Below are 23350 nucleotides of genomic sequence, written 5' to 3'. Positions count from 1 at the left end.
ACGTAAATAAAATAAGCTAGTGTAACAAAAGAAAGTATAACGAATAAAGTATCATAACCCATTTCTAAACCCTCCTATACTTTTTTACATAATATGTGTTAGATATTTCTATTTTAAACGTTTTCGTCCAACAATAAAAGTGTTACATTTTATTGAACAAATTGTTTTTAAATTTTGTAATAAAATTGATATATAATAACCTCTAAGACTATGATAAAATATTGCTATAATCATATTGTTGGAGGAAGAACTGTCATGAACAAATGGTTGAGAAAATCACTCTTTATTTTATTCTCTATCGCAACCTTTGGACTTGTAACACCACCTGCGTCTTTAGCGGCAGTTCAAGAGAAGCCAGCAGAAGATTCGGTGACCAAGCCTACATTCTCGAATGAAAATGAACATGCATTACTATCTGATAATATAGATGTTGAACAGCAAGTATCTTTATCAAAAGATGAAATTATTGATTCTCTTCTTTTTGAAGCAGAGCAAAAATCTTTTTCTAAGTTTGGAGATAAAATTGGCGATGTAATCCAAGATGAGTTTAAAAAAGTAATTCTGCCTAAAATGGAGGAAGTCATTACATATTATGTTAATGTCGAAGATGACGAACTTTTTGAACATGTTGAAATTTCAAGGCCATCAGGTGGAACTGGAGAAAAGATTTTTCACATCTATAACACACAAACAGGTGAGGATGTTTTGCGTTTTCACGTTAGAAGAGAGAATCGTCCTTTAGAAGGGTATTGGTTCAACTTCCACTATCACTCTTATCATGATTCATTTCAATCACATATAGATCTAGGCAGTATTTATTGGAATAAAAACACTCCTCCAAATTGGATGAGTTACCATTAATGACTTTTATTATTTGAAAAAAATGTTGAAAGGGCATACATCCGTATGCCCTTTTGCTTTGTTTTGGAAATAATATCAATAATCTATGCGACCCCAACACTTCTAGTTAAAATTGTCTATTTATGATAGTATAGTAGAAAAGTATTTAACCTACAAACCTCTTAAAATTTTTACAAATTTTTCATTAGTAAAGAGGGGGATATACATCATGAAAAAGACATTATTCATTCTTTTACTCTCTCTTATTTGTATTCCATTTTATCATCTAGCAAAAGCCTTTCCTGAAGGTGTTCAGCTATCTTTATATAAGTTTGAGACAAATGAATTATCCTTATCTAAACCAATAGTTAGTGAATTGGTTTATTTACCTCCTAAAGGTTTTTCGGAAAATGATGCAGTGAAGATGATAAAAAATATACAAAAAGTAGATGAAAATATTTTATTATTAGCAGCAGAGGAAAGTATTCAAATTAAACTGTTTACGGGTTCTTTAACTAGTCAAAATGGTTTAGATAGATTAAAAGACTTAAAACCACGTGGATATGAAACAAATGATCCGAATTGGGAGTTAGTTCCGGGGATGAGTGATAATAGAGTCGTTTATGCAAAAATTGGGCATAGTGAATTTGGTAAAGGACATGGATCTGTGTCACTGGAGCTTCATGAATTTGCTCATGCTGTTGATCGTTATGTTTTCCAGTACGTTCGAAAAAATCCACTCTTTTTAAATATCTGGAAACAGGAAGTTGACTCTCTTTTCCCGCTACAATCATATTTTATCCAATTCCCTGAAGAATATTTTGCTGAAACATTTGCCATGTATTATTACAATAATCAAACGAAATTAACTCTACAAGAAAAAGCCCCGTTAACTTTTACATTTATTCGTTCACTAGAAACACAAGCAGCAGAGTTACGCAAAAATATTTATGTGAATTCTCAGTATTAAAGTATGGTAAAATACATGAAGGATTAAAAGTTAGGGGAAATGTCTAAATGAAACAATATTTGGAATTATGTCAACATGTACTTGAAAACGGAGTGATAAAGGAAGACCGAACAGGTACGGGGACAATAAGCACATTTGGTTATCAAATGAGGTTCAACCTTCAAGAAGGATTTCCGTTAATTACGACAAAAAAATTACACACGAAATCAATTATTCATGAACTTTTATGGTTTCTTAAAGGTGATACAAATGTAAAGTATCTTCAAGATAATGGTGTGAAAATTTGGAATGAATGGGCAGATGAAGATGGAGAGCTGGGTCCAGTTTACGGACATCAGTGGAGAGCATGGCCTGCAAGAGATGGTTCTACTATTGATCAAATTACGAATGTTGTTGAGCAAATTAAGAACAATCCAGATTCCAGAAGATTAATTGTTTCAGCCTGGAATGTTGCAGATGTTGATTCTATGGCACTACCACCTTGTCATTGCTTTTTTCAATTTTATGTAGCAGATGGGAAGCTTTCATGTCAGTTATATCAACGTTCTGCTGACGTTTTCTTGGGTGTGCCATTTAATATTGCATCATATGCTTTACTTGTTCATATGATTGCACAAGCAACTAACTTAGAGGTAGGGGAGTTTGTTCATACTTTTGGAGATGTTCACATCTACTCAAATCATGTTGAACAAGTAAAAGAACAATTACAACGAGATCCTAGGCCATTACCAACTTTAGTGGTGAACAAAGATGTTAAATCTATTTTTGATTTCTCTTTTGAGGACTTCAGTTTCGAAAACTACAATCCTCATCCACATATTAAAGGAGCTGTTAGTGTTTGATTTCTTTACTAGTTGCAATGGATACTAATCGCCTTATTGGAAAAGATAATCAACTTCCATGGCACCTGCCACAAGATCTGGCTTATTTTAAAAAAACGACGATGAATCATAAAATTGTAATGGGAAGAAAAACGTTTGAGTCTATTGGTAGACCACTACCAGGTCGAGAAAATATTATTGTTACTAGAGATCAAAATTATTCCCAAGAAGGATGTTTAGTCCTGAATTCAATAGACGATATAAAGGAACTCTCTTTGCAATCCCATGAAGAAGTATTTGTCATTGGAGGAGCAGAGATTTTTCAGCAAATCTTACCTTACAGTGACCGCCTTTATATTACACATATTCATCATGAGTTTGAGGGAGATACATATTTTCCTAAAACAAATGAAGAAGAGTGGGAAATGGTGAAAAGCGAAAAAGGAATTAGGGATGAAAAAAATCCTTTTGATTATGAGTTTGTAGTATATGAGAAAAAAGCATCATTTCGTTGAAAAACGAAATGATGCTTTTTTAAATTAATCGAATTTTTATTGAAATGAACAAATAGTAGTATCAACTCAATTAATCTTAACAAAAGGGTTCTTGCTTCTACTTCATTAAGTCATCTCTTAATTTAATAAGTTGTTCTACCGCTTCGTAAATATCCAATTTCGTCACCCTTTTTATTGAAATCAAAACTGCTTACTATAATATAAGGTGGATTAAGGAATTTTTTGTACTTATAAGGGTTATTTTAGATATAGTGGACGGAGAACATGAGCTATAAGAACAATTTTAAAAACTGTGATAAACAGAATTTAGATAAAAATGTTTCATTGTTTATCCATTTATTGAAACAATCTTAAAAGGAGAGAGCTTTATGGCGGAAGAAACAATTTTTGTTAAAGAAGCTACATCAGAGCATTCAATTCAACAAATCGAGTATTTACTTAATGAATTAGCTGGTATTGAAAGAGTATTAATTGATACTGAAGATGGTGAGGTAAAAGTTCAGTATGATGATAAAAGAATCTCTAAAGAGCGGATCATACTAACAATTCACCAACATAACTTCCATACCTCTTAATGTGAAGGGCCACTTAGGCGTTGCCTTACACATTAGTATAGAGTAAAGAAAATCCTGTTGAAACAATAACAGGATTTTCTTATGTTAAAATAGATAGATGAACAAATAGTGAATGGAAAAATTATGTTTTTGGGTAATACAGTCTTGGACTTGGTCTTATAGTTAGTGATAAATTTTTGTTTTTACTTCCTCATTTTAAAGAAGATTAATAAGTTACTTTTTAAATATCTATGATGAGTATGTTTATATACTAATTCGTTAAAGTAAAAAAATATTAATAAAAAGGGAGGTTTTTAATTTGACAACATTTCTTTTAGTCATTATTTATTTGGCGTTTATCAGCTTAGGTTTGCCTGATTCATTGTTAGGAGTAGCGTGGCCTGTAATGAAATTGGATTATGGGGCCGCGCTTGAGACTGCTGGATTTCTTTTTATGGCGATTGCAGGTGGTACCATTATCTCCAGTCTAGCTAGCGGAAAGATTCTTAAAAGGTTCGGAACGGGGCAGGTTACATTTGTTAGTGTTTTAATGACTGCAGGTGCATTGTTAGGGTTTAATTTTGCTCCTTCAGTTTTATGGTTATTTTTATTTGCTATACCACTTGGATTAGGTGCAGGAGCTATTGATGCAGGGTTAAATGATTATGTTGCTACACATTATAAAGCTCACCATATGAGCTGGTTGCATTGCTTTTGGGGAGTTGGAGCTACTTTTGGTCCTATCATTATGGCTCAATTTATTTCAGGACAAAACTCTTGGAGAAATGGATATTTTACGATTGCAATAGTACAGTTTGCATTAGTTCTTATTCTTTTATTTACATTGCCATTATGGAATAAAGTGGTGAAAAATAGCGATGCCATAACAAGTGAAAAGCAAGGTGAGTCAAATGATATTAGTCAAAATGAAGAAGTGAAACCTTTGCAAATTAGGGGAGTTAAACTAGCTCTAGCATCCTTTCTGTTTTATTGCGGAGTTGAAGCAACAGTAGGTCTATGGGGAAGTAGTTATTTAGTGAATGTCAGAGAGATACCCGTAGCAGTTGCTGCACAATGGGTTTCCTTTTATTATGCAGGAATAACAATTGGTCGATTTTTAACAGGCTTTATTACTTTCAAATTAGGTAATCTAAGTCTCATTCGTACAGGACAGTCAGTAGCACTGGCTGGTGCTTTCCTTTTATTCCTGCCATTGCCGTCAACTTTCTCTTTAGTAGGTTTTATTATGATTGGGTTAGGTTTAGCGCCAATATTTCCGTGTATGTTGCATGAGACACCAACACGTTTTGGGAAAAGGCATTCCCAAACCATTATGGGGTATCAAATGGCAGTAGCTTATACAGGAAGTACTTTTTTACCACCATTTCTTGGATTTATTGCGTCTTATACAACAATAGGTATTTTTCCAATTTGTATCGTTCTTTTTGTAGCAGCAATGCTTTTAAGCTCAGAAAGACTAAATAGTCTTTTAGCAAAAAGTACTTTACAAAAGAGTAAACAAATTGAGATATAACATTTTTCTTTTTGTGTTTAAGAAGACTAGTGAGTGGATTTTTACACAAGGTGCTATCCCTAAAAAGAAGGATAACGCCTTTTAATTCATTACGTGATAAAATCAGTTATGACGATCTTTAGTTTTTACGCTCTGATCGGAAACATAAAAAGACCTCCTTACAAATATGTAAAGAAGTCTGGAATAGTTTTATTTTGATAAATATTTTGTAAAACAGTACTAGGTGCTATTTATGGCAACAAATACAATAATACAGAGAAGAAGTGTAGCACTGTACCTGCTAAAACAAAAGTATGCCAAACCGCATGGTGATACTTAAAACCACGCCAAACGTAAAAAACCGCACCAACTGTATATAATACTCCACCAATGACAAGCAAGACTACACCGTTAAAGGGCACGTTGCTAATAATGTGGTTCCATGCAAAAACAATTAACCATCCCATTACAACATACATAATGGTAGAAAAGAATAAGTATTTCTTAACGAAGAATGATTTGAAAACTGTTCCGCCTATTGCCAAACCCCAAACGATTCCAAATAATGTCCAACCGACCCATCCTTTTACCGCAATAAAAAGAAAGGGTGTATAGGTGCCAGCAATAAAAAAGTAAATAGCGGAGTGATCTAATATTTCAAAAAAATCTTTTGCTCTACCTGCTGGAAAGCTGTGAACTAAGGTTGAAGCTGTATATAGCAAAACCATCGTTACTCCAAACAAAGTGAAGCTTACGATATGCCAAGCATTTCCGTGTAAGGAGGAAAAGATAATCAATATGACTAAACCAGCAATGCTTAGTAAGCCACCAATACCATGCGTAATTGAATTTGCTATTTCTTCACCTTTAGAAAAGGTATGTGTGTTTGCCATAATCTTTTCTCCTTTCAATGTCATTGTCTTTCAACAATTTATAAATTATATCATTCATTCATAAGATGAAATAGTGACATTTATCATTTTTTAATAGAAATACTAGTTATGATTGCTGAACATGATCTTGTAAAGAAGAGACTATTTGATGAAACAATTGTTTGTCCTCAAAATCTTGTTCTTTCCAATTTTCATAAATCCAAAAAAGCATCTCTCTTGAACTGTTAAACACTTCACCGCTCGTGTCAGCTTCTCTTATCATGTAACGACCATTTTCATCATCCGCAACAATTAAACAAGGAATTGCACCTTCCTTATTTTTTATTTCATATTCCATTATTTTATCACCTCATATAAGTTTTGTGTGAATTTATTCAGACTTTTGAAAAGTTTGTGAGCTTATTGCTTATGTTCCATCTATGGAACATAAAATTAAAAATTATGTAAAACTTTTTGATATTTCCTTTAAATTTCGAATATTCATGATATAATTTCAAATTAACAAGCAGTTGAAAGGACCGTGACAATGAAACAAACAATCAATGAAGTGCACAATGTTTTTGTGGAAGATATATTAAAAGCGCATCATTTACTAAAAGATGTTGTAACACATACTCCATTACAAAAAAATGAACAACTTTCTGAAAAATATGAGTGTAATGTGTATTTAAAACGAGAAGATCAACAAGTTGTTCGCTCATTTAAGATCAGAGGTGCTTTTAATAAAATAAAGCAGCTTGATTCTGAAAAGACAAAGAATGGTATCGTATGTGCTAGTGCTGGAAATCATGCACAAGGTGTTGCATACTCTTGCCGTCAATTAAAAATCCATGGGAAAATTTTTATGCCGTCAACAACTCCTCGTCAAAAAGTTTCTCAAGTTGAACTGTTCGGTAAAGAATATGTTGATATTATTCTAACCGGCGATACGTTTGATGATGCATATCAAAAGGCAATGATTAGCAGTGAAGAAGAGAGCCGAACTTTCATTCACCCTTTTGATGATGTAGATGTCATTGCTGGACAAGGGACCGTAGGAGTAGAAATTTTGAACGATGCTGATGTGGACATTGACTATGTTGTAGCAAGTGTTGGTGGAGGCGGCTTAATTTCTGGTGTGGGTACCTACTTTCACGCAATTTCACCTTCAACAAAGCTTATTGGTGTTGAACCAGAGGGTGCACCTGCTCTTTATCAATCAAGAGTAGAAAACAAAGTAGTTTCACTTGCGAAGATTGATAAATTTGTTGATGGTGCAGCTGTGAAAAAGGTGGGGGACAAAACCTTTTCTATTTGTAACGATGTTTTGGACAAAGTTTTGCTTGTACCAGAAGGGAAAATCTGTACAACTATTTTAGAGTTATATAACGAAAACGCAATTGTAGCAGAGCCTGCTGGAGCGATGTCAATTGCATCACTTGATTTTTTACGAGATGAAATTAAGGGTAAAAATGTTGTTTGTATTGTAAGTGGAGGCAACAATGATATTGGTAGAATGCAGGAAATTAAAGAACGTTCAATGATTTATGAGGGATTACAGCATTATTTTATTGTGAATTTCCCACAACGTGCAGGTGCATTAAGAGAGTTCTTAGTCGAAGTGCTTGGGCCAACCGATGATATTAACCGCTTTGAGTACACTAAGAAGAATAACAAAGACAATGGGCCGGCATTAGTAGGTATTGAATTAAAACAAAAAGAAGATTATGAACCTCTTGTAAAAAGAATGAAAAAGAAAGGTTTCTTCGTAACGGAAGTGAATAAGGATAGCAATTTATTTCACCTTTTAATCTAAAAGTATCCTTTTTTAACGTTGAGGTAAGTCTAAAACGTTGATATCTCAACGATGAAAACGCCGAAAAAAAACTTTTTATTAGACAAAAATAGACAGACTTCTCATTGTAATTGGGTTATAATATAGGAAACGGGTAAAAAAGAGGATTGATAACTTGTTATTCAAGAGCCTAGAGTTCAAACTGGCAAGTGGACAGAAGGTAAAAATTACTGATATCCCAGTATTGGAGGAGGATAACAAAAACCGTTTCATGCTTCAAATCCGTTTACAGAAGTTTATATCCATTATCCAAACACAGATAAACCCAAGAAGTATTTATTCTTTTAAAGATTACTTAAAAAAAGTGTTGAAATGGCCTGACTACGAAGCGATCTTTGGAAGTAGTATATTAAAAAACAATGCTTAGGAGGGAACCAGAAGTGTCTGGTTCTCTTTTTTTTGTCTAAAAGTACTTAATATTTGATTCTTTCGAAATAAAACATCTTGATAATATACCAATCAATAGGATTGAAGTCGCATATAATTTTAAGCGATAAGAAATAATTTCATTGAATGTACCTTTAATGGGGGTATAATAGTAGGTAGACTTTTTAGGGATGTGAGGATTTGCAAAAAATTAAAATTGTAACTGATTCAACGATAGATATGAGTAAAGAATTGATAGAAGAATATGATATTACGGTTGTTCCACTTTCCATTACTATAGATGATAAACATTTTACAGATGGAGTTGACATTACTCCAGATGTTTTTATAAAAATGATGAATCAATCTAAGGAACTTCCTAAGAGTTCACAACCACCTGCTGGGGAGTTTCTAAAGGTGTACGATGAGCTAAGCAAGGATGGTAGTTCGATTATTTCTATTCATATGACAAAAGGCTTAAGTGGGACTGTCCAATCAGCTCAATCAGCTGCTCAGATGAGCGAAGCTGATGTAACAGTTCTTGATTCAATGTTTATTTCTAAGGCACTGGGATTTCAAGTTTTGGAAGCAGCAAAAATGGCTAAAGAAGGATCTTCAAAAGAACAAATACTTCATAGAATAGCTGAAATTCATGATCACACAAGACTTTATTTAAGTGTAGATACACTGGAGAATCTTGTGAAGGGTGGTAGGATTGGTCGTGGAAAAGCTTTAATAGGCTCCTTACTCAATATTAAGCCAATAGCGAAGTTACAAGATGGCCTTTATACTCCAGTTGGGAAAGTTAGAAGTCAATCTCAGGCAGTAAAATACTTAGCCAAGCAGTTCGCTGAAGATGTGAAAGGAAAAACTGTTAAAGCAGTTGGTATTGCCCATGCCGACGCACATGATTTTGCCCAAAAATTAAAGCAAGCTGTTCTTGAAATTAGTCCGAATTGCATGGTAGATGTCTCATTTACAACACCTGTTGTTTCTACACATACGGGATCAGGTGCAGTCGGGTTTATGTTTTTTGCAGAGTAAATAATAGACCTAGATATGACCATTTTTATGGGATTGTCTGGGTTTTTTTAGTTCTTTCTGCATCTGATTAATACATATAAAACCCAATTGTATTGGGTTAAAATATAAAAAGACATTGTGATAAAATCTACGCATAATTATTATAAAAAGAACAGTTAAGTGCAATGTATTATTTTAGCTAATCCCTCAAACAGGTGGTGTTAATCATCCGTAAAAAAGTGTTGTTTATAGGAGACTTTGGAATTGATGATATTGTTGCTTTACTTTTTGCTTATTATAGTAAGAGTATTGATATTGTTGGAATTGTTGTTGATTACGGAAATATCTCAAAGAAAAACGCCACTATAACAGCAAGATATATTCAAGAAATAACCCAGCTTACAGATATCCCTATTATTGGAGGAGCAGATCGACCGTTAACTGGGGAACAACCCACTTATTTCCCAGAAATTCATGGTGAATATGGACTTGGTCCGATTACTCCTGATTTGAGCGAACCGATTCCTGAATTCGAAAACTTTTATGAGATTTTAACAGTTATTAATCAATACCCAAATGAAATAAGTATTGTTAATGTCGGTCGTTTAACATCATTAGCAACAGCAATTGTTTTATATCCTAATTTCCTCTCACAAGTCAAAGAGTTTTTTATTATGGGCGGTGCATTCCTTTTTCCAGGTAATGCAACCCCGATTGCTGAAGCAAATTTTTATAGTGATCATTACGCAGCAAATCTAGTGATAAGCAATGTAGAAAAAGTAAAGATATTTCCTCTTAATGTAACCAATTATGCAATTATTCCTGATAACATCATCAATCAACTTGACCAATATTTTAAAAGAACTGGGGATAGTGTAGGACAATTATTAAAGCCAATTATCACCTATTATTCAGATTGGTATAAAAAAAGAGATCCCTCCATTTCGGGTGGACCAATGCATGACCTGTTAACACTCTGGGCAGTAACAAATAGCAACCAGTTTCAATTTGTTGATAAGCCTGTAAAAATCAATACGGAAGATGGTGTGGCAAGAGGACAGAGCATTGGAGATTTCAGGCCTTATAAAGAGCTCGAAAAGTATCCTATACATTCTATTGCGATAAAATTTGATTATCAATTCTATATTGAGAATGTGTACAGTACCTTTGTAAATGGCAATAAGTTTTATTAATTATTCAAAAAAGCTTCACATCATTCATCTTCCCCTTTATGTCGTATTTTGATAAACTTTTCATTATGAACGAAACAGAAGGGTGAAGGTATTAATGAAAAAGAAAATGTTATGGAGTCTGATCGGAGCCACTATTCTTATTTTAAGTGCCTGCGGACAAAAATCACCTATTGAAAATCCACTTAACTATGAAGTTCAATCCTTTGAATATACAAACCAGGACAATGAGCAGGTATCATTAGAGGATTTAAAAGGAACGGTGTGGGTAGCTGATTTCATTTTTACTAGCTGTGATACAGTATGTCCACCAATGACAGCGCACATGGCGGAGCTTCAACAGAAATTAGAGAATGAAGGGCTTAATACTAGGATTGTTTCCTTTAGTGTTGATCCAAAAACTGATACTCCTGATAAACTTAAAGAGTTTGCAGAGCCATACTCAATTTCATTTGAAAACTGGGATTTTTTAACGGGATATTCACAAAAGGAAATTGAAGAATTTGCAAAAGAAAGCTTTAAGACTATTGTTCAAAAGCCAGAAAGTACAGACCAAGTGATCCATGGTACTTATTTTTATTTAATTGATCAAAACGGTACGGTGCTAAAAGATTACAATGGTGTTGAAAATCCGCCATATGATCAAATGATTACAGATATCAAAGCAATAAGCCAGGAATAAACAAAAGATAAGCCATGAAAAAAGATTCCATTAGGAGTCTTTTTTCATAAGATATAATAAAGTTAAAAGTTTAAAAGCTAACTTTTTTCAGGATTTAAAAAGCTTTTATCCATTGTGACATGATATAATGTTTTTTTGAAATTAAATAACGGGGTGATATTATGCTCCAAAAGCTTGTATTGTTTAGTATACTTGGCTTGTGCTTAACTGGATGTATGAATCAGCCTGCTACAAAACTAGAATATAAACCTGTATCTTTAAGCCAAAAGGATACTCCTTCTGAAGAGTTTTTTCCTAAAACGATGAAGGTAGTTGGGATAGGTGATTCTTTAACAAAGGGAGTTGGCGATGGAGCTGAGTTGGGTGGTTATGTTGGCAGGGTGACTGAAATGTTGGAAAATCAGGATCACATTAAGGAAGTTTTGGTTGAAAATTACGGGGTAAAGGGACATAAAACATCTAATCTGCAAAAAAAGTTAACAAATGATAAAGTAATGGAATCCATTAAGAAAGCAGATATGATTGTTATGACTATTGGCGGGAATGACATCATGAATGTAGTTCGTCAGAATATTTTCTCATTGGACTTTGAACCTTTTAGAACAGAGCAAAAACTTTACGAGGAAAGATTAAGTAATATTTTTTACACAATTCGTTCTTATAATTCAGATGCACAAATTGTATTTGTTGGTCTTTATAATCCTTTTAAATACATGCTTCCTAATGTAACGGAAATCGATCAAATTATCGATGAATGGAACTCAGTTTCAAAACAGATGATAACGGAAGATGAAAATGGGATATTTGTATCTGTTGAGGATATCTTCTCTACTTCTGAAGTAGACAATAAGCTATTGTACAAAGATGAATTTCATCCTAATGAAAGCGGGTATACATTAATAGCTGAGCGAGTATATGATTCTATATCTAAAGCGGAAGTATCCTTAAATCAATAGGTAGAAAGAGTGATGTAATGAGAAGGTGGAAAATTTCTTTTTTGGTTCTAGCTGGGATTAACGTACTGTTTCTTTTGTTCGTGACAGTTTCTTCATTGATCCCAACTGAAAAACCTAGCGCACAAAACACGAAAGTTAGTAAGGAAGGAACTGTCCCTTTTCTTATTAAAACCCAGAAAAGTGATTTAACTCATTTAGTAAATCACTATTTAAAACAGGAAACAGATCAGCAAAATTTACAATATCGAGTGGAATTTGAAGATAAAGTAAACGTGTATGGAGTTGTAAAAGCTTTTAATAAAGATATTGACATGAAGTTAATTCTGGAACCGAAAGTTAAATCTGATGGAAATGTTCAGTTATTGGTTAATGAATTGTCAATAGGACAGTTAAAGCTTCCTGTGTCTTATGTACTAAAATATATGAATACCTATTATGATCTTCCTAAGTATGTGGTAATTGATCCAAGTAAAAAAATGATTGATATTTATCTTGATCAATTAACATTAAAAAGTGGTTTAAGTGCAAGAGCTGAAAGCTTTAATTTAGAAAAAGATGACATCACATTTACATTATATGTTCCACTCCCGTAAGGTCTAACTTCAAATGTTAGACCTTATAGCTCTTTAAGGGGGGGATTAGTTCTTTGCAGTATTGTTTTATTAAATAGTGAAAAATGGTACGAATTACCCCCAGGTTAAAACCTAGAATGATCTTGTTGAAACATGTATACTTATAGAATAGTATGTCGAATAAATAGATAGATTAATAGATACCAGAAGAAATGTATCTATTAGACGACGTATTAGTAAGCTCTAACTCTGACATTAGAGTGGGAGGGGTATAATTGTTTTGTATAAACTGTGGAGCTAGTTTTTTGGAAGAAAATGCGAATTATTGTTCCCATTGTGGGCAAAGAAGAAATGATCATCATAAATCAATTAACAAAAAAACTCGTTTACTCAGCTTCTTAATTCCAGTAGGAAGTTTTTTATCGGTTCTCTTTGTTCTAATTTTAGTTTATTCTCATGAAACTGAAGTAAATGGTAACGTCATTACTTATCAAGAAAAAGCAGAAAAGGCTGCTTTAGCAGGGGAATATAACAAAGCATTAGATTTTGTAGAAACCGGTCTTTCATATCGTAATAATTACGATATTCTAATAAATGAGAAAGAATTAATTTTAACAATTATCGAATTAAATGAAGATCTTACGGAAGTTGAACAAAAAATAATGGATGAACAGTATGAAAGTGCTCAGCGGGATCTTGATTTACTTAAGCGCCAAATGGCTACGAATCGATCACCATTATTTGTAAAGCTTAGTCACGAAATTAAACAAGCCGAAACTTCCGTCAAGGTTGGGGAAATGAAAGAAGAAATAAATAAACTTGAATCTATTGATGAATTGGCTGATAAATTGGCCACTTTTTATTCGTTAGAATTACAAGAAGCTACTGAATTAAAACAACAGATTTATACGAAAATGGTCACAATTAGTTCGGTTAAAGCTGAAGAAAACTTGGCAAATAAACATTTTAACCAAGCGCTAAATATAGTAGATGAGGCATTACAGTATGTTGTCAATAATGAGAAACTGTTATCGCTAAAAGATCGGATTATAGAGGAAAAAGCCGGTTTTGAAAAAGCTGAACAAGAGCGAATTAATAAAGCTCTTCAAGCAGCTAAAATGGAAGAACAACATAATCTTACAAAAGCCGTGGAATTAACAGCAATCAATATAAAAGTTGATAAGTATGGTGATGCTTATATCAATGGTTCTGTGAAAAATAATGGGACAGAAACAGTACATTCCATTGTTATTGAGTTTACAGTTAGCGATGAGAAAGGAAAGGAATTAGAATCAGGTAAAACAAATGTGTTTCCAAATAAGCTGGAGCCAGGTGAAACTGGTGATTTTGAACATGTAACATATTCAACAAAAGAAAATGCAAAAGTTAACATTATGAATATTTCATGGCTATTAGAAGAGAAGAAAGGATAATTTATGAATAAGAGAATGATATATAGTATCATAGTATCCCTTCTAATTTGGATAGCAGGTGGGTTTGGCTATTTTTATATTAAAGAACAAACAACCAAAAATGTTTTTTCTGAGTCAACGATTTTAAATAAAGTCGAAATTTCGAATAATGATCAAACTGTTCCGGAGATAAAGGAAATTATTCGTGAGGCTCAAAAGAAAGTTGTAATGGTGGAATTAGATGATGGTACTGTTGGTTCTGGCTTCTTATATAACGATAAAGGTGATATTATTACGAATGCACATGTTGTTAGTGGAGCTAGTGAGGTGAAAGTTAGAACAACAGATGCAAAAGGTTTAGATGGAAAAGTAATTGGAATAAGTACAGAAACTGATGTAGCAGTCGTTCGAGTTGAAGGTTTAAAGGATGTGGAGCCATTAAGTATATCACCAAATACCAAACTAGAAATTGGAGATGAAATATTGGCACTAGGTAGTCCATTAGGTTTTCAAAATACGGTTACAACTGGAATTATTAGTGGGACGGACAGAGAACTAAGTGTTGATCCGTATATTTATGAAGATGTGTATCAAATATCTGCACCCATTGCTCCAGGTAATAGTGGAGGTCCTCTGATTGACCGGCAAACAGGAGCTGTTATTGGAATTAATTCCGCTAGAATTGAGCAAGGAAATATCGGGTTTAGCCTCCCAATTAGTGCAGTATTACCACTTGTTAATAGTTGGTCGGAAACACCAATGAAGAACCTTCCTGTTGAACCTTCTATTGACGCAACCGTTGATATAGACGAAAATAAGATTATAGAAACATCAGATTATTTAATTAGCTACTTCATTGAGAGTATAACCTTTAATGATTTTGTCACTGCTTATTCCTTGTTAGGAAGTGAATGGCAGTCAAATGTAGATTATCAATCATTTCGTAAAAAGTATTTGAATATTTTATCTATAAGTATAAAAGAATTAAAAACCGTAAAAAAAGAAGAACAAATAGTCGTTGAAACAGTCCTTGAGATTGTGAAAAGAACAGGTAGTGGTCAAGAAACTTCTTCAACTTCTGTGAATTATGTGGTAGCATACGAGAATGATCAGGCCAAAATTATATCAGAGAAAAAGCAGGATTGATTATTCATATATATATTCCTTGGATTGCTTAATAATATAAGGGGGTTATTATGAAAAACAAATTTGTTTTAATGGGAGTTGCAGCCATCATAATTGCGCTTATTTTCGGTGGAATTGCCTATCAGCATTTAGTTGCAGAAAATATGGATGAGGTGTACTTAAATGTCGCCTATAGCACATTGTGTTTGAGTATCGCAGTTTATGTATGGCATATTAAAGATGAAAAGCAAAAACATAAAAGTGAGAGTTAATTTATTAAAATGAGAGGGAAATCCCTCTCATTTTTTGTACACTAAAAGCATTAATTAGCAGCATTTGAAGAATTCCCACATAGTGCTAATTCTAAGTATAAAGTGTAAATACAACTACTCATCACGCTTCATCTTTCAGGCTCACCAGTCAGCGAGCTTTCTAATTTAAAAGTTTTATGATTATTCTGCTTCTTCTTCAGTTTGTTCAGTGCCCTCTTCAGTTTCTTCAGTACCTTCTTCAGTTTCTTCTACATTTGTTTCTTCTTGTTCAGTATCCTCTGTGTTGTTACATGCAGCCATTAAAAATACAGCAAGTAAAGAAGCTCCAACTTTTAATAATAAACTTTTATTCATTGTCTTTTCCTCCCATGTAACGTTGAGTAATTTATATGTGAACCAGTTGGCTCAACTTAATAATAATGGAAATTTCAGGTGTGCATAGACTTTTTACAGAATTTGTACATGATCTTAAAAAATTAAAAATCAATTAAAAATTCATTAATGATCTTTACAGTAATTTATTGTAAAACTAGTTCAATCGATACTTCCATTCCCTCTTCAATCAGACTGTGGTAGGAAAGTTCTTCATTTATTCATTGTCTACATAATTTCATCTTAAATGGAAAAAATGATGATAGCTATTAAGTAAAGGAGAGATAAGGTTGAAAAACAAAAATAAAAAATTAAGTTATGAATCAGATGGGAAAATGGGGAAGAAAGATGTGAAATCCTCAAAAAAAGCCAAAACAGAAGACCCGATGTTTTTTAATATGACTCAAAATAGTGAGTGAAGAAAAGTGGAATAGATCTGATCTTGACAGATTCTATTCCACTTATTTTCGTGATGTTAGTAAGACTGATTTATCTGTGCTCTTTTCACAAATGATATTTCGTCTTCAATTAAACCACAAGTTCCGCACTGTACTCGATAATTAGGACCTTTATATGAAACATGGAACGGATCTAAATTTGACTGCTGGAGCTCTTCTACTATATCTCCTGTTTGTGGGTTTAATTTAACCGGTTTTGCAAGCTGTTCAATAATATTAAACCGGGTCCGATTTGTTTTACAGTTTGGGCATAAATATGGTGAAGACATGATTCTGACCTCCGTAATAATTCTTATTTTCTTTAGTATGTATAAATTATTTGTTTATATGTAAAAAAGCTGTAGTTTGGATGTTCCTCTCAAACCTACAGCTTTTAACAAATATATACTATTCTTTTAATAGTTTTTTAAATAATATAATGAAGTTTGCAATATCTTCATCACTAAAATCATTAAATTTTTCTAACAAAAAGTCCGTTTTCTTTTTTTCATATTGCTCAAGAATGCTCTTCCCATCTTCCGTTAAATGAATATCAACAATTCTACGGTCTTTGACAGAACGAACACGCTCAATCCAATTTTTTTCGATAAGCGAGTCAGTTACTGCTGTAATATGAGAAGCAGAAACATTTAGTATTTTGGATAAGTCAGATGACTTTTTTGGGCCAAGTTCATACAAAGTTTTTAAAATGAAAAATTCATTTCTAGACATTTCATTGTCATAAACTTGGTTCATTTCGTGACGAGTTTTCTTATAAACATCACGCATTAGGGCTTCCATCTCATACATCTTTTCTTGACGATTATTCAACCTAGTTTCCTCCGTACTATCAAAGTATCCTTTTAATTAGACTAAGGAATGTTATAGAAAGTGTCAAGGTTTATTAAAGAAAATGATGTTGGATGATAATATAGAGACTTTGCATAAAAAAGCTGTTTACTTTCTAAGTTTTATTGCATGATATATAATAGAATCCATTAGTTAATAGGAGGGAAGATAATCGATGAATAAGCACAAGTTGGAACTCGCTACATTTGCTGGTGGTTGCTTTTGGTGTATGGTCCAGCCCTTCGATGAGTTACCAGGTATCGAAAGCGTTATTTCGGGCTATACCGGGGGAAATAAGGAAAATCCTACATATGAGGAAGTTTGTTCAAATACAACAGGGCATCTTGAGGCTGTACAAATAACGTTTAATCCTGAAATATTTCCTTATGAAAAGCTGTTAGAATTATTTTGGCAACAAATTGATCCAACAGACCCAGGTGGTCAATTTTTTGATAGAGGAGAATCTTATAAAACAGCTGTTTTCTATCATACAGAAGAACAGAAGAAGTTGGCAGAAGCCTCAAAAGAGGAGTTAGAAAAAAGTGGAAGATTTTCGAAGCCTATTGTTACAATGATTCTTGAGGCAAAACCATTTTATCCTGCGGAAGAATACCATCAGGATTTCTATAAAAAAAGTACCGGTCGTTACAAACAATATCGAACAGGATCTGGTAGAGACCGATTTATACAAGAGCATTGGAAAGGTAATAACAAAGAAGATTTAAAATCTACTTTATCTCCTATCCAATATGAAGTGACTCAAAACAATGGCACAGAACCTCCTTTTCACAATGAGTTTTGGAATCACGAAGAAGAAGGTATTTATGTAGACATTGTTTCTGGAAAACCGTTATTCAGTTCAAAAGACAAATATGATGCAGGATGTGGGTGGCCTAGTTTTACAAAACCAATCCAAGACTTTGAAGTTGTCGAGAAAATGGATACAACGCATGGAATGATTCGTACAGAAGTTAGAAGTAAAACAGCTGATTCCCATTTAGGTCATGTATTTGATGATGGACCAGGTCCTAATGGTTTAAGATATTGTATTAATTCGGCTGCTTTAAGATTTATCCCTAAGGATGATTTAGAAAAAGAGGGGTATGGTAAATACGCTCAATTATTTGATAAATAGTGAAAAAGGCTGAATTGAGTTCGGCCTTTTTCTAGTATAGACACTCTTGCATTCTTTGTATTAAAATGGGAATAAAATAGAAAAAGAGGAGTAGAACAGATGTCAGTATTAGGCTTTGAGCATGTTGGAATACAAGTGGAAAATATTGAAAAAAGCATTACATTTTACAAAGATGTAGTTGGTCTTGAATTGCTCGATCAATTTTTACATACAGATGGAAAAATGAAGCTAGCATTTTTAGGTGTGGGAGGCAATATTATTGTTGAACTTATAGAAGGATATAATCCTAATTTACCTGATGAAGGAAAGGTTCATCATATTGCTTTTCAAGTTGATAATATTGAGAAAGAAAGAGATAGATTACGTGCGGCAAACGTAGAATGGATCTTTGAAGAGATCACAGAGTTGCCAAATGGAGCAAAGTATATTTTCTTTAGAGGTCCAGAAAAAGAATGGATCGAATTTTTTGAACGTTAAAGAAAGGAAACCGGGCTATGGATGTAGCCCGGTTTTTGCAATTCTTTTGAAAATTAGTTTTTTACCTACAAATAGGCGAATGCACATACGATACAACCCACCCATGACATAAAGTAAAGGGAAATCTAAATTCGATACGAGGAGTGAAACAATATGCATTGCTATTATGATTATGGATACCCAAGCACAGGTGGATATGGTTATGGAAATAGCTTCGTATTAATTGTTGTGTTGTTCATTTTATTAATTATCGTTGGTGCGGCTTACATTCACTAATTTTTTTGAAAAGGAGCTCCGATGTGAGCTCTTTTTTTGAGCTGATATAAGTTAGTTCATAATATAGCATTAAGTGTGCACCTATATTAGGAAAATATTATGCTTTTTATGTTAACTATAACGATAAAATGGTTGACATAACAATACCCATTCATTACCATTATTATAAGTAACCTAAGGGGGAATGGGAAAATGAATTGGGGATTATTGGCGGACGATGTGATAAATGGAAGAGCTTTAACCAGGGTAGAAGCGAAATCAATTTTAACGTGTGATGATGATGACTTATTATTACTATTAAATGGTGCATTTAAGATTAGAAAACATTATTATGGAAAAAAAGTGAAACTTAATATGATTATCAATACTAAATCAGGATTATGTCCTGAGAATTGTGGTTATTGTTCACAATCAGTTGTTTCAAAGGCACCAATAGAGAAATATAGAATGCTAGATAAAGAATCTATTTTAAAAGGTGCAGAGCAAGCTCATAACTTAAAAGTGGGTACATATTGTATTGTTGCAAGTGGCCGGGGGCCAAGTGATAAGGAAGTTGATCAAGTAACAACTGCTGTTGGTGAAATAAAGGACAAATATGGATTGAAAATTTGTGCATGCCTAGGTATCCTAAAACCAGATCAGGCAAGGCGTTTAAAAGAAGCTGGAGTAGATCGTTATAATCATAATATAAATACATCGAAAGAACATCATTCTTCTATCACGACTTCGCATACATACGAAGATCGTACGAATACAGTTGAGTTGGTAAAGCGAAGTGGTATTTCACCTTGTTCAGGTGTTATTGTTGGAATGCGTGAAACATTAGATGATGTGTTGAATATGGCATATAGTTTAAGAGAATTAGATGCAGATTCAATCCCGGTAAACTTTTTACATGCAATAGATGGCACACCTCTTGAAGGGACAAATGATTTAAATCCTAGATATTGTTTGAAAGTACTAGCTTTATTTCGTTACATAAACCCAACAAAAGAAATTAGAATTTCTGGGGGACGTGAAGTGAATTTAAGGTCTCTACAACCACTTGGCTTATATGCAGCAAATTCCATATTTGTAGGAGATTATTTGACAACAGCGGGGCAAGAAAGCACTGCAGATCATAAAATGCTTAAGGATCTTGGATTTGAGATAGATTTTCAGTATGAAGAAATGAGTGTTTAAAATGAACCGAAACTAAACCACAGTATATCTCCTGTGGTTTTACTTGTTTTATTTAAGAAATAACATTAATTAAGGGAGAAAATATAATCGAGGCTTGATTAAAGTTCTTCAGTTGTATTATCCTAGTCTTTAATAAGCAAAAACAACGGGGGAATAACGGGTGAAGTCTTTTTATCATTATTTAATGAAATATCGTCATCCAAAACCAAAGGATGATTTATCTAAATTTGCCAATGATGCATATCTTGATCATGCTTTTCCGAAGACAACTGATCGTTATGATGAGCTGAGTTCTTATTTGGAGATGAACGGTCATTATTTACAAAGTATGTCAGTTTTCGACGATGCCTGGGATCGTTATCAGAATGAAATTTTAAGAAGAATATAACTAAAAGGACAAAGATGAACAAACGCTCATCTTTGTCCTTTTGGTTTTCCTTGTAAAAAACTATCCATGACGAATTTTAAGTTTCAGCATATACTATCTTATCCTTACAATCACGACAAAGGAGAGATGGAAATGAAAAATAAAAACAGACCAAAATTTAAAATAGGGGATATTGTCGTGATTATTATGTATGGAACCGTGGGTACCATAACTAAGCTCCATTTTGTTGATCATCAATTTGCGTACGAAGTGAATCATGGTGATATTTTGTATTATGAAAATGCCCTTCAATTATTTTCTGATTATGAAGGATCTCTTATTGAGACAGAAAAAATAAACATTGATGTTCACTATCAAATAGGTGATATTGTTTTAGTTAAAGGATACGGAAGCTCTTTATTTCGCATTGTAGGTGTGAGAACAGAAGTGTGGAGATATGCGGAGGACGGGTGGGAAGAACTAACGTATGAATTAAACCGTATGTCCGATGGAGAATGGTTAGAAGCTACTGAGGATGAAATGAGCCTAATGATCAGCAATCAAGAGGCTGAGTCTTTTATGCAGCAGCTTCATTTGCATAATACAATTTCAGACGAAAGTCGATATTATGCTTCTATGATTCATAGTTACATTGGTCTTGAGTCAACAAAACAACCTGTTGAAGAAGAAAATTATAAAAAATTAATAGATGAAATGCTTGATATCTATAACGATTATGAAACCTTATTTAAAATGTTTCACGATGAAGAATACAAGGATATGATGAACTTAATTTTAAAGAGCTTATATAGATATAAAGACTAGTTTATAAGGCCAAAGAGATAATGAGATAAATAAGGTAAGGAACACAGAAAAAGACCATTCCATAAAATAGTGCTTTTAATGAAATCTCTAAAAGAGAATCAAAGCCGTTGCCATCAATAAAATCTAGTACACGTTGTTTAGAATTTTGTTGTTTCTTTTCACTATAAACTGAAGGATATTGAATGTCTTTTAACATATTGATTTCCGCCCCTTTTTTAGCTTGTCCACTTAAAACTATCTATATGTTGTCACTCTTTATTTATTCCTGTTCATTTTATAAAGTCCTATAAAAAAATTATTCATTGATTTGCATATGTCCCTTCAAATGGACATAAAAAATAGAAGGGGGGCGATATTGTGAAGGAAATAGAAGTAATTATTGATACTGAGGAGATTGCTGAGTTCTTTTACAATGAGCTCACAAAAAGAGGGTATGTTCCAGGTGAAGAAGAACTTGGAGAACTTGCAGATATAACATTCGATTACCTTCTTAACAAATGCATTATCGATGAAGATTTAGACTATGAAGAGAATGAATAGGAAGAATACTAGGGAGGCTGACATGAATGTATGTCAGCCTTTTTTATTATGTTAATAGATCTTTCATAGTTGACAATGCCTTAATAAGTTTTAAATCATGTTTCACATTTTTTGAGATAACCTGAAATTCAATATTAAATGGGGTATGAAAATTTCTTATTTGTGAAAAGTCAAAATACCAATCCTGGTATTTTTGGAATATGTGTGGAACATCCTCCCAAGCCTTACTTAGTGGTGGGCTGTAAATTTTATTAGCATTCATTTTGTTATTGGTGAAAATATGTGGCCAATAATCATGACGTGAAGCTGTGTGTTCATATTTAGTAGCAAATTGAGAAAATGAAGTAAGCCAATTTTTTGAAAAAAGGATGCTGTATAGTTTCTTACCAGTATCTATTCTAGTCTTAACAGAAGAAAAGTCATGAACTTCTAAACCTGCTAATGAATGCTTATTTAAAAAGCGATAGCGTTTAAAAGGGAAAAGCACATGTGTGAATCCTAATTTTTCCTGAAGCAAATACGTAAATGAATGTAGAACAGTTTTTTTTGTGAAAGGAAGTGTCATTAAGTGTTTTTCAACATAATGCTGTTCATTGGTTATTAATGCATATGTTAGCAGTGAAGATTGTTGTGAAGTAAAGAAGAATTTCCAAATTGGGATCATGAATTTAGAAACATGAAAATAAGGTAATAAATCGAAGTAATCAGTAGAATCTTCTTTGCTTTTTTTATAAAGTAATAGCTGTGGATAAGCATCATGAAAAATCAGAGCATTAGCTCTTTCTAAAAAATGAAACAGAATGGTTTGTTGCTTGCTTTCAACAAAAGATTCAAGTAAAGGACTTTTCAAATCTGTCATATTGTATCCACCATTGCGTGAAACCATATGCGCAAGAAAAGCCCAATGAATCTCTGGATGTTGATGATAAAATGTTAAATACGCATTTGTTCTAGTAAGATTATTTTTATTGTGAATTTTTGTTTCATTAGAAATAGTGTTGATTATTTCTCTTTCTTTTTGTGTAATAACAAAAGGAGGAGATTTTTTCAATATGTTCTTTAGTTGCTGCTCAAGAAACTGGTCGTTTGCTTTTTTATTTCTAAATTCTTCAATCATAATTAAACCGTCCTTTAAAGTAGGCTGTTTATTACAGTAGTTGTAGTTAAATTCCTATTTTATTTGTATGAAATTTTTGAAACCTTTGTTCTTTCTTGTCGTATATACTAATGAGATATAATAAAAAAAATAAAATTTTTAGAAAGAGGGATTTAATATGTTAAAGAAAATCCTTAAATCTTTATTATCTTCAAGTAAACATTCACATTCATATCGAAGAAGTTACAGTTCGAGT

Annotated in this window: 30 protein-coding genes and 1 pseudogene; 24 read left to right on the top strand and 7 right to left on the bottom strand. The window is 33.0% G+C overall.

Features of this window, described 5'->3' with window-relative positions:
• The first annotated feature begins 255 nt into the window (after positions 1–255).
• The 6 genes from ACEWK1_RS20445 to ACEWK1_RS20420 all read left to right on the top strand — a co-directional run bounded on the left by ACEWK1_RS20445 (position 256) and on the right by ACEWK1_RS20420 (position 5234).
• Positions 256–861: a YpjP family protein gene (locus ACEWK1_RS20445; protein ID WP_212134219.1), complete on the top strand. Its 606-nt coding sequence runs from the start codon at positions 256–258 to the stop codon at positions 859–861.
• A 208-nt stretch (positions 862–1069) separates the two neighbouring features.
• Positions 1070–1810 carry an anthrax toxin lethal factor-related metalloendopeptidase gene (locus tag ACEWK1_RS20440; RefSeq protein WP_121662505.1) on the top strand — a complete coding sequence of 247 codons (741 nt, stop codon included), beginning with the start codon at positions 1070–1072 and terminating at the stop codon, positions 1808–1810.
• Positions 1811–1857: 47 nt separating this feature from the next.
• Positions 1858–2652, top strand: a complete 795-nt coding sequence (locus ACEWK1_RS20435; RefSeq protein ID WP_416636598.1) for a thymidylate synthase — start codon at positions 1858–1860, stop codon at positions 2650–2652.
• Positions 2649–3146, top strand: a complete 498-nt coding sequence (locus tag ACEWK1_RS20430) for a dihydrofolate reductase (protein WP_416636597.1) — start codon at positions 2649–2651, stop codon at positions 3144–3146. The genes ACEWK1_RS20435 and ACEWK1_RS20430 overlap by 4 nt, the downstream gene beginning before the upstream one ends.
• A 368-nt stretch (positions 3147–3514) precedes the next feature.
• The gene (locus ACEWK1_RS20425; RefSeq protein WP_121662502.1) at positions 3515–3721 is read left to right on the top strand and encodes a cation transporter; all 207 of its coding nucleotides are present in this window, start codon (positions 3515–3517) and stop codon (positions 3719–3721) included.
• Positions 3722–4019: 298 nt separating this feature from the next.
• The gene (locus ACEWK1_RS20420) at positions 4020–5234 is read left to right on the top strand and encodes an MFS transporter (protein ID WP_416636596.1); all 1215 of its coding nucleotides are present in this window, start codon (positions 4020–4022) and stop codon (positions 5232–5234) included.
• A 230-nt stretch (positions 5235–5464) separates the two neighbouring features.
• Here ACEWK1_RS20420 and trhA read toward each other — a convergent pair whose 3' ends face one another.
• Together trhA and ACEWK1_RS20410 are read right to left on the bottom strand one after the other, a co-directional pair.
• A complete protein-coding gene (gene trhA / locus ACEWK1_RS20415) occupies positions 5465–6106 on the bottom strand; it encodes a PAQR family membrane homeostasis protein TrhA (RefSeq protein WP_121662500.1) in 642 nt (213 codons plus the stop codon).
• Between the two features lie 106 nt (positions 6107–6212).
• Positions 6213–6443 carry a hypothetical protein gene (locus tag ACEWK1_RS20410; RefSeq protein WP_121662499.1) on the bottom strand — a complete coding sequence of 77 codons (231 nt, stop codon included), beginning with the start codon at positions 6441–6443 and terminating at the stop codon, positions 6213–6215.
• 189 nt (positions 6444–6632) lie between these two features.
• On the opposite strand from ACEWK1_RS20410, the gene ilvA reads away from it, so the two are divergent.
• From ilvA to ypmT, 10 genes are all read left to right on the top strand, one after another.
• Positions 6633–7901 carry a threonine ammonia-lyase IlvA gene (gene ilvA / locus ACEWK1_RS20405; RefSeq protein WP_251395947.1) on the top strand — a complete coding sequence of 423 codons (1269 nt, stop codon included), beginning with the start codon at positions 6633–6635 and terminating at the stop codon, positions 7899–7901.
• Between the two features lie 154 nt (positions 7902–8055).
• Complete coding sequence (locus tag ACEWK1_RS20400; protein WP_098797407.1) at positions 8056–8307, top strand: DUF2535 family protein; 252 nt, start codon at positions 8056–8058, stop codon at positions 8305–8307.
• Between the two features lie 200 nt (positions 8308–8507).
• On the top strand, positions 8508–9350 hold the full coding sequence (locus ACEWK1_RS20395) for a DegV family protein (RefSeq protein WP_416636595.1): 843 nt from the start codon (positions 8508–8510) through the stop codon (positions 9348–9350).
• Between the two features lie 197 nt (positions 9351–9547).
• Positions 9548–10522 carry a nucleoside hydrolase gene (locus ACEWK1_RS20390; RefSeq protein WP_232273319.1) on the top strand — a complete coding sequence of 325 codons (975 nt, stop codon included), beginning with the start codon at positions 9548–9550 and terminating at the stop codon, positions 10520–10522.
• Between the two features lie 94 nt (positions 10523–10616).
• Positions 10617–11201 (top strand): SCO family protein, encoded by a 585-nt coding sequence (locus tag ACEWK1_RS20385; protein WP_121662496.1) that lies wholly within the window; start codon positions 10617–10619, stop codon positions 11199–11201.
• Between the two features lie 161 nt (positions 11202–11362).
• Positions 11363–12157, top strand: a complete 795-nt coding sequence (locus tag ACEWK1_RS20380) for an SGNH/GDSL hydrolase family protein (RefSeq protein WP_416636594.1) — start codon at positions 11363–11365, stop codon at positions 12155–12157.
• A gap of 17 nt (positions 12158–12174) precedes the next feature.
• Positions 12175–12750 (top strand): YpmS family protein, encoded by a 576-nt coding sequence (locus ACEWK1_RS20375; protein WP_251404818.1) that lies wholly within the window; start codon positions 12175–12177, stop codon positions 12748–12750.
• A 254-nt stretch (positions 12751–13004) separates the two neighbouring features.
• Positions 13005–14162, top strand: a complete 1158-nt coding sequence (locus ACEWK1_RS20370; protein ID WP_121662493.1) for an FxLYD domain-containing protein — start codon at positions 13005–13007, stop codon at positions 14160–14162.
• A gap of 3 nt (positions 14163–14165) precedes the next feature.
• Complete coding sequence (locus ACEWK1_RS20365; protein ID WP_121662492.1) at positions 14166–15287, top strand: S1C family serine protease; 1122 nt, start codon at positions 14166–14168, stop codon at positions 15285–15287.
• A 50-nt stretch (positions 15288–15337) separates the two neighbouring features.
• Positions 15338–15538 (top strand): protein YpmT, encoded by a 201-nt coding sequence (ypmT, locus tag ACEWK1_RS20360; protein WP_121662491.1) that lies wholly within the window; start codon positions 15338–15340, stop codon positions 15536–15538.
• Between the two features lie 180 nt (positions 15539–15718).
• On the opposite strand, the gene ACEWK1_RS20355 is transcribed toward ypmT, so the two are convergent.
• Positions 15719–15892, bottom strand: coding sequence for a hypothetical protein (locus tag ACEWK1_RS20355; RefSeq protein ID WP_162987246.1), 174 nt, complete (start codon positions 15890–15892; stop codon positions 15719–15721).
• Positions 15893–16200: 308 nt separating this feature from the next.
• On the opposite strand from ACEWK1_RS20355, the gene ACEWK1_RS20350 reads away from it, so the two are divergent.
• Complete coding sequence (locus ACEWK1_RS20350; RefSeq protein WP_257536029.1) at positions 16201–16329, top strand: hypothetical protein; 129 nt, start codon at positions 16201–16203, stop codon at positions 16327–16329.
• Between the two features lie 56 nt (positions 16330–16385).
• Here ACEWK1_RS20350 and ACEWK1_RS20345 read toward each other — a convergent pair whose 3' ends face one another.
• Together ACEWK1_RS20345 and ACEWK1_RS20340 are read right to left on the bottom strand one after the other, a co-directional pair.
• Positions 16386–16637: a DNA alkylation repair protein gene (locus ACEWK1_RS20345; protein WP_121662490.1), complete on the bottom strand. Its 252-nt coding sequence runs from the start codon at positions 16635–16637 to the stop codon at positions 16386–16388.
• 118 nt (positions 16638–16755) lie between these two features.
• Positions 16756–17178 (bottom strand): MarR family winged helix-turn-helix transcriptional regulator, encoded by a 423-nt coding sequence (locus ACEWK1_RS20340; RefSeq protein WP_121662489.1) that lies wholly within the window; start codon positions 17176–17178, stop codon positions 16756–16758.
• Between the two features lie 193 nt (positions 17179–17371).
• On the opposite strand from ACEWK1_RS20340, the gene msrB reads away from it, so the two are divergent.
• The 6 genes and pseudogenes from msrB to ACEWK1_RS20310 all read left to right on the top strand — a co-directional run bounded on the left by msrB (position 17372) and on the right by ACEWK1_RS20310 (position 21458).
• The gene (gene msrB, locus ACEWK1_RS20335; RefSeq protein ID WP_121662488.1) at positions 17372–18331 is read left to right on the top strand and encodes a peptide-methionine (R)-S-oxide reductase MsrB; all 960 of its coding nucleotides are present in this window, start codon (positions 17372–17374) and stop codon (positions 18329–18331) included.
• Positions 18332–18430: 99 nt separating this feature from the next.
• The gene (locus ACEWK1_RS20330; RefSeq protein ID WP_121662487.1) at positions 18431–18808 is read left to right on the top strand and encodes a VOC family protein; all 378 of its coding nucleotides are present in this window, start codon (positions 18431–18433) and stop codon (positions 18806–18808) included.
• Between the two features lie 198 nt (positions 18809–19006).
• Positions 19007–19084 (top strand): annotated as a pseudogene (locus ACEWK1_RS20325) (YjcZ family sporulation protein); the annotation flags it as partial.
• 192 nt (positions 19085–19276) lie between these two features.
• Positions 19277–20266: a biotin synthase BioB gene (gene bioB, locus ACEWK1_RS20320; protein ID WP_121662485.1), complete on the top strand. Its 990-nt coding sequence runs from the start codon at positions 19277–19279 to the stop codon at positions 20264–20266.
• Positions 20267–20426: 160 nt separating this feature from the next.
• Positions 20427–20654: a YozE family protein gene (locus tag ACEWK1_RS20315; protein WP_121662484.1), complete on the top strand. Its 228-nt coding sequence runs from the start codon at positions 20427–20429 to the stop codon at positions 20652–20654.
• Between the two features lie 132 nt (positions 20655–20786).
• The gene (locus tag ACEWK1_RS20310) at positions 20787–21458 is read left to right on the top strand and encodes a hypothetical protein (protein ID WP_416636593.1); all 672 of its coding nucleotides are present in this window, start codon (positions 20787–20789) and stop codon (positions 21456–21458) included.
• 1 nt (position 21459) lies between these two features.
• Here ACEWK1_RS20310 and ACEWK1_RS20305 read toward each other — a convergent pair whose 3' ends face one another.
• Positions 21460–21654, bottom strand: coding sequence for a hypothetical protein (locus ACEWK1_RS20305; protein WP_121662482.1), 195 nt, complete (start codon positions 21652–21654; stop codon positions 21460–21462).
• 161 nt (positions 21655–21815) lie between these two features.
• On the opposite strand from ACEWK1_RS20305, the gene ACEWK1_RS20300 reads away from it, so the two are divergent.
• Positions 21816–21998, top strand: a complete 183-nt coding sequence (locus tag ACEWK1_RS20300) for a YozD family protein (protein ID WP_098799498.1) — start codon at positions 21816–21818, stop codon at positions 21996–21998.
• A gap of 46 nt (positions 21999–22044) precedes the next feature.
• On the opposite strand, the gene ACEWK1_RS20295 is transcribed toward ACEWK1_RS20300, so the two are convergent.
• Positions 22045–23115 (bottom strand): DUF2515 family protein, encoded by a 1071-nt coding sequence (locus ACEWK1_RS20295; RefSeq protein ID WP_416636592.1) that lies wholly within the window; start codon positions 23113–23115, stop codon positions 22045–22047.
• Positions 23116–23350 lie beyond the last annotated feature (235 nt).

The organism is Metabacillus sp. YM-086, from assembly GCF_048059995.1.
Classification (GTDB): domain Bacteria; phylum Bacillota; class Bacilli; order Bacillales; family Bacillaceae; genus Metabacillus; species Metabacillus litoralis_B.
Note: the sequence above shows the minus strand (reverse complement) of the source record. Positions and strands in the feature narration are given on the sequence as shown.

What these genes read in the sequence shown, in the direction of transcription:
- ACEWK1_RS20445 (WP_212134219.1), top strand. Translation starts at nt 256, where the DNA reads ATGAACAAATGGTTGAGAAAATCACTCTTTATTTTATTCTCTATCGCA.
- ACEWK1_RS20440 (WP_121662505.1), top strand. Translation starts at nt 1,070, where the DNA reads ATGAAAAAGACATTATTCATTCTTTTACTCTCTCTTATTTGTATTCCA.
- ACEWK1_RS20435 (WP_416636598.1), top strand. Translation starts at nt 1,858, where the DNA reads ATGAAACAATATTTGGAATTATGTCAACATGTACTTGAAAACGGAGTG.
- ACEWK1_RS20425 (WP_121662502.1), top strand. Translation starts at nt 3,515, where the DNA reads ATGGCGGAAGAAACAATTTTTGTTAAAGAAGCTACATCAGAGCATTCA.
- trhA (WP_121662500.1), bottom strand. Translation starts at nt 6,106, where the DNA reads ATGGCAAACACACATACCTTTTCTAAAGGTGAAGAAATAGCAAATTCA.
- ACEWK1_RS20410 (WP_121662499.1), bottom strand. Translation starts at nt 6,443, where the DNA reads ATGGAATATGAAATAAAAAATAAGGAAGGTGCAATTCCTTGTTTAATT.
- ilvA (WP_251395947.1), top strand. Translation starts at nt 6,633, where the DNA reads ATGAAACAAACAATCAATGAAGTGCACAATGTTTTTGTGGAAGATATA.
- ACEWK1_RS20385 (WP_121662496.1), top strand. Translation starts at nt 10,617, where the DNA reads ATGAAAAAGAAAATGTTATGGAGTCTGATCGGAGCCACTATTCTTATT.
- ACEWK1_RS20380 (WP_416636594.1), top strand. Translation starts at nt 11,363, where the DNA reads ATGCTCCAAAAGCTTGTATTGTTTAGTATACTTGGCTTGTGCTTAACT.
- ACEWK1_RS20375 (WP_251404818.1), top strand. Translation starts at nt 12,175, where the DNA reads ATGAGAAGGTGGAAAATTTCTTTTTTGGTTCTAGCTGGGATTAACGTA.
- ACEWK1_RS20365 (WP_121662492.1), top strand. Translation starts at nt 14,166, where the DNA reads ATGAATAAGAGAATGATATATAGTATCATAGTATCCCTTCTAATTTGG.
- ypmT (WP_121662491.1), top strand. Translation starts at nt 15,338, where the DNA reads ATGAAAAACAAATTTGTTTTAATGGGAGTTGCAGCCATCATAATTGCG.
- ACEWK1_RS20355 (WP_162987246.1), bottom strand. Translation starts at nt 15,892, where the DNA reads ATGAATAAAAGTTTATTATTAAAAGTTGGAGCTTCTTTACTTGCTGTA.
- ACEWK1_RS20345 (WP_121662490.1), bottom strand. Translation starts at nt 16,637, where the DNA reads ATGTCTTCACCATATTTATGCCCAAACTGTAAAACAAATCGGACCCGG.
- msrB (WP_121662488.1), top strand. Translation starts at nt 17,372, where the DNA reads ATGAATAAGCACAAGTTGGAACTCGCTACATTTGCTGGTGGTTGCTTT.
- ACEWK1_RS20330 (WP_121662487.1), top strand. Translation starts at nt 18,431, where the DNA reads ATGTCAGTATTAGGCTTTGAGCATGTTGGAATACAAGTGGAAAATATT.
- bioB (WP_121662485.1), top strand. Translation starts at nt 19,277, where the DNA reads ATGAATTGGGGATTATTGGCGGACGATGTGATAAATGGAAGAGCTTTA.
- ACEWK1_RS20310 (WP_416636593.1), top strand. Translation starts at nt 20,787, where the DNA reads ATGAAAAATAAAAACAGACCAAAATTTAAAATAGGGGATATTGTCGTG.
- ACEWK1_RS20305 (WP_121662482.1), bottom strand. Translation starts at nt 21,654, where the DNA reads ATGTTAAAAGACATTCAATATCCTTCAGTTTATAGTGAAAAGAAACAA.
- ACEWK1_RS20295 (WP_416636592.1), bottom strand. Translation starts at nt 23,115, where the DNA reads ATGATTGAAGAATTTAGAAATAAAAAAGCAAACGACCAGTTTCTTGAG.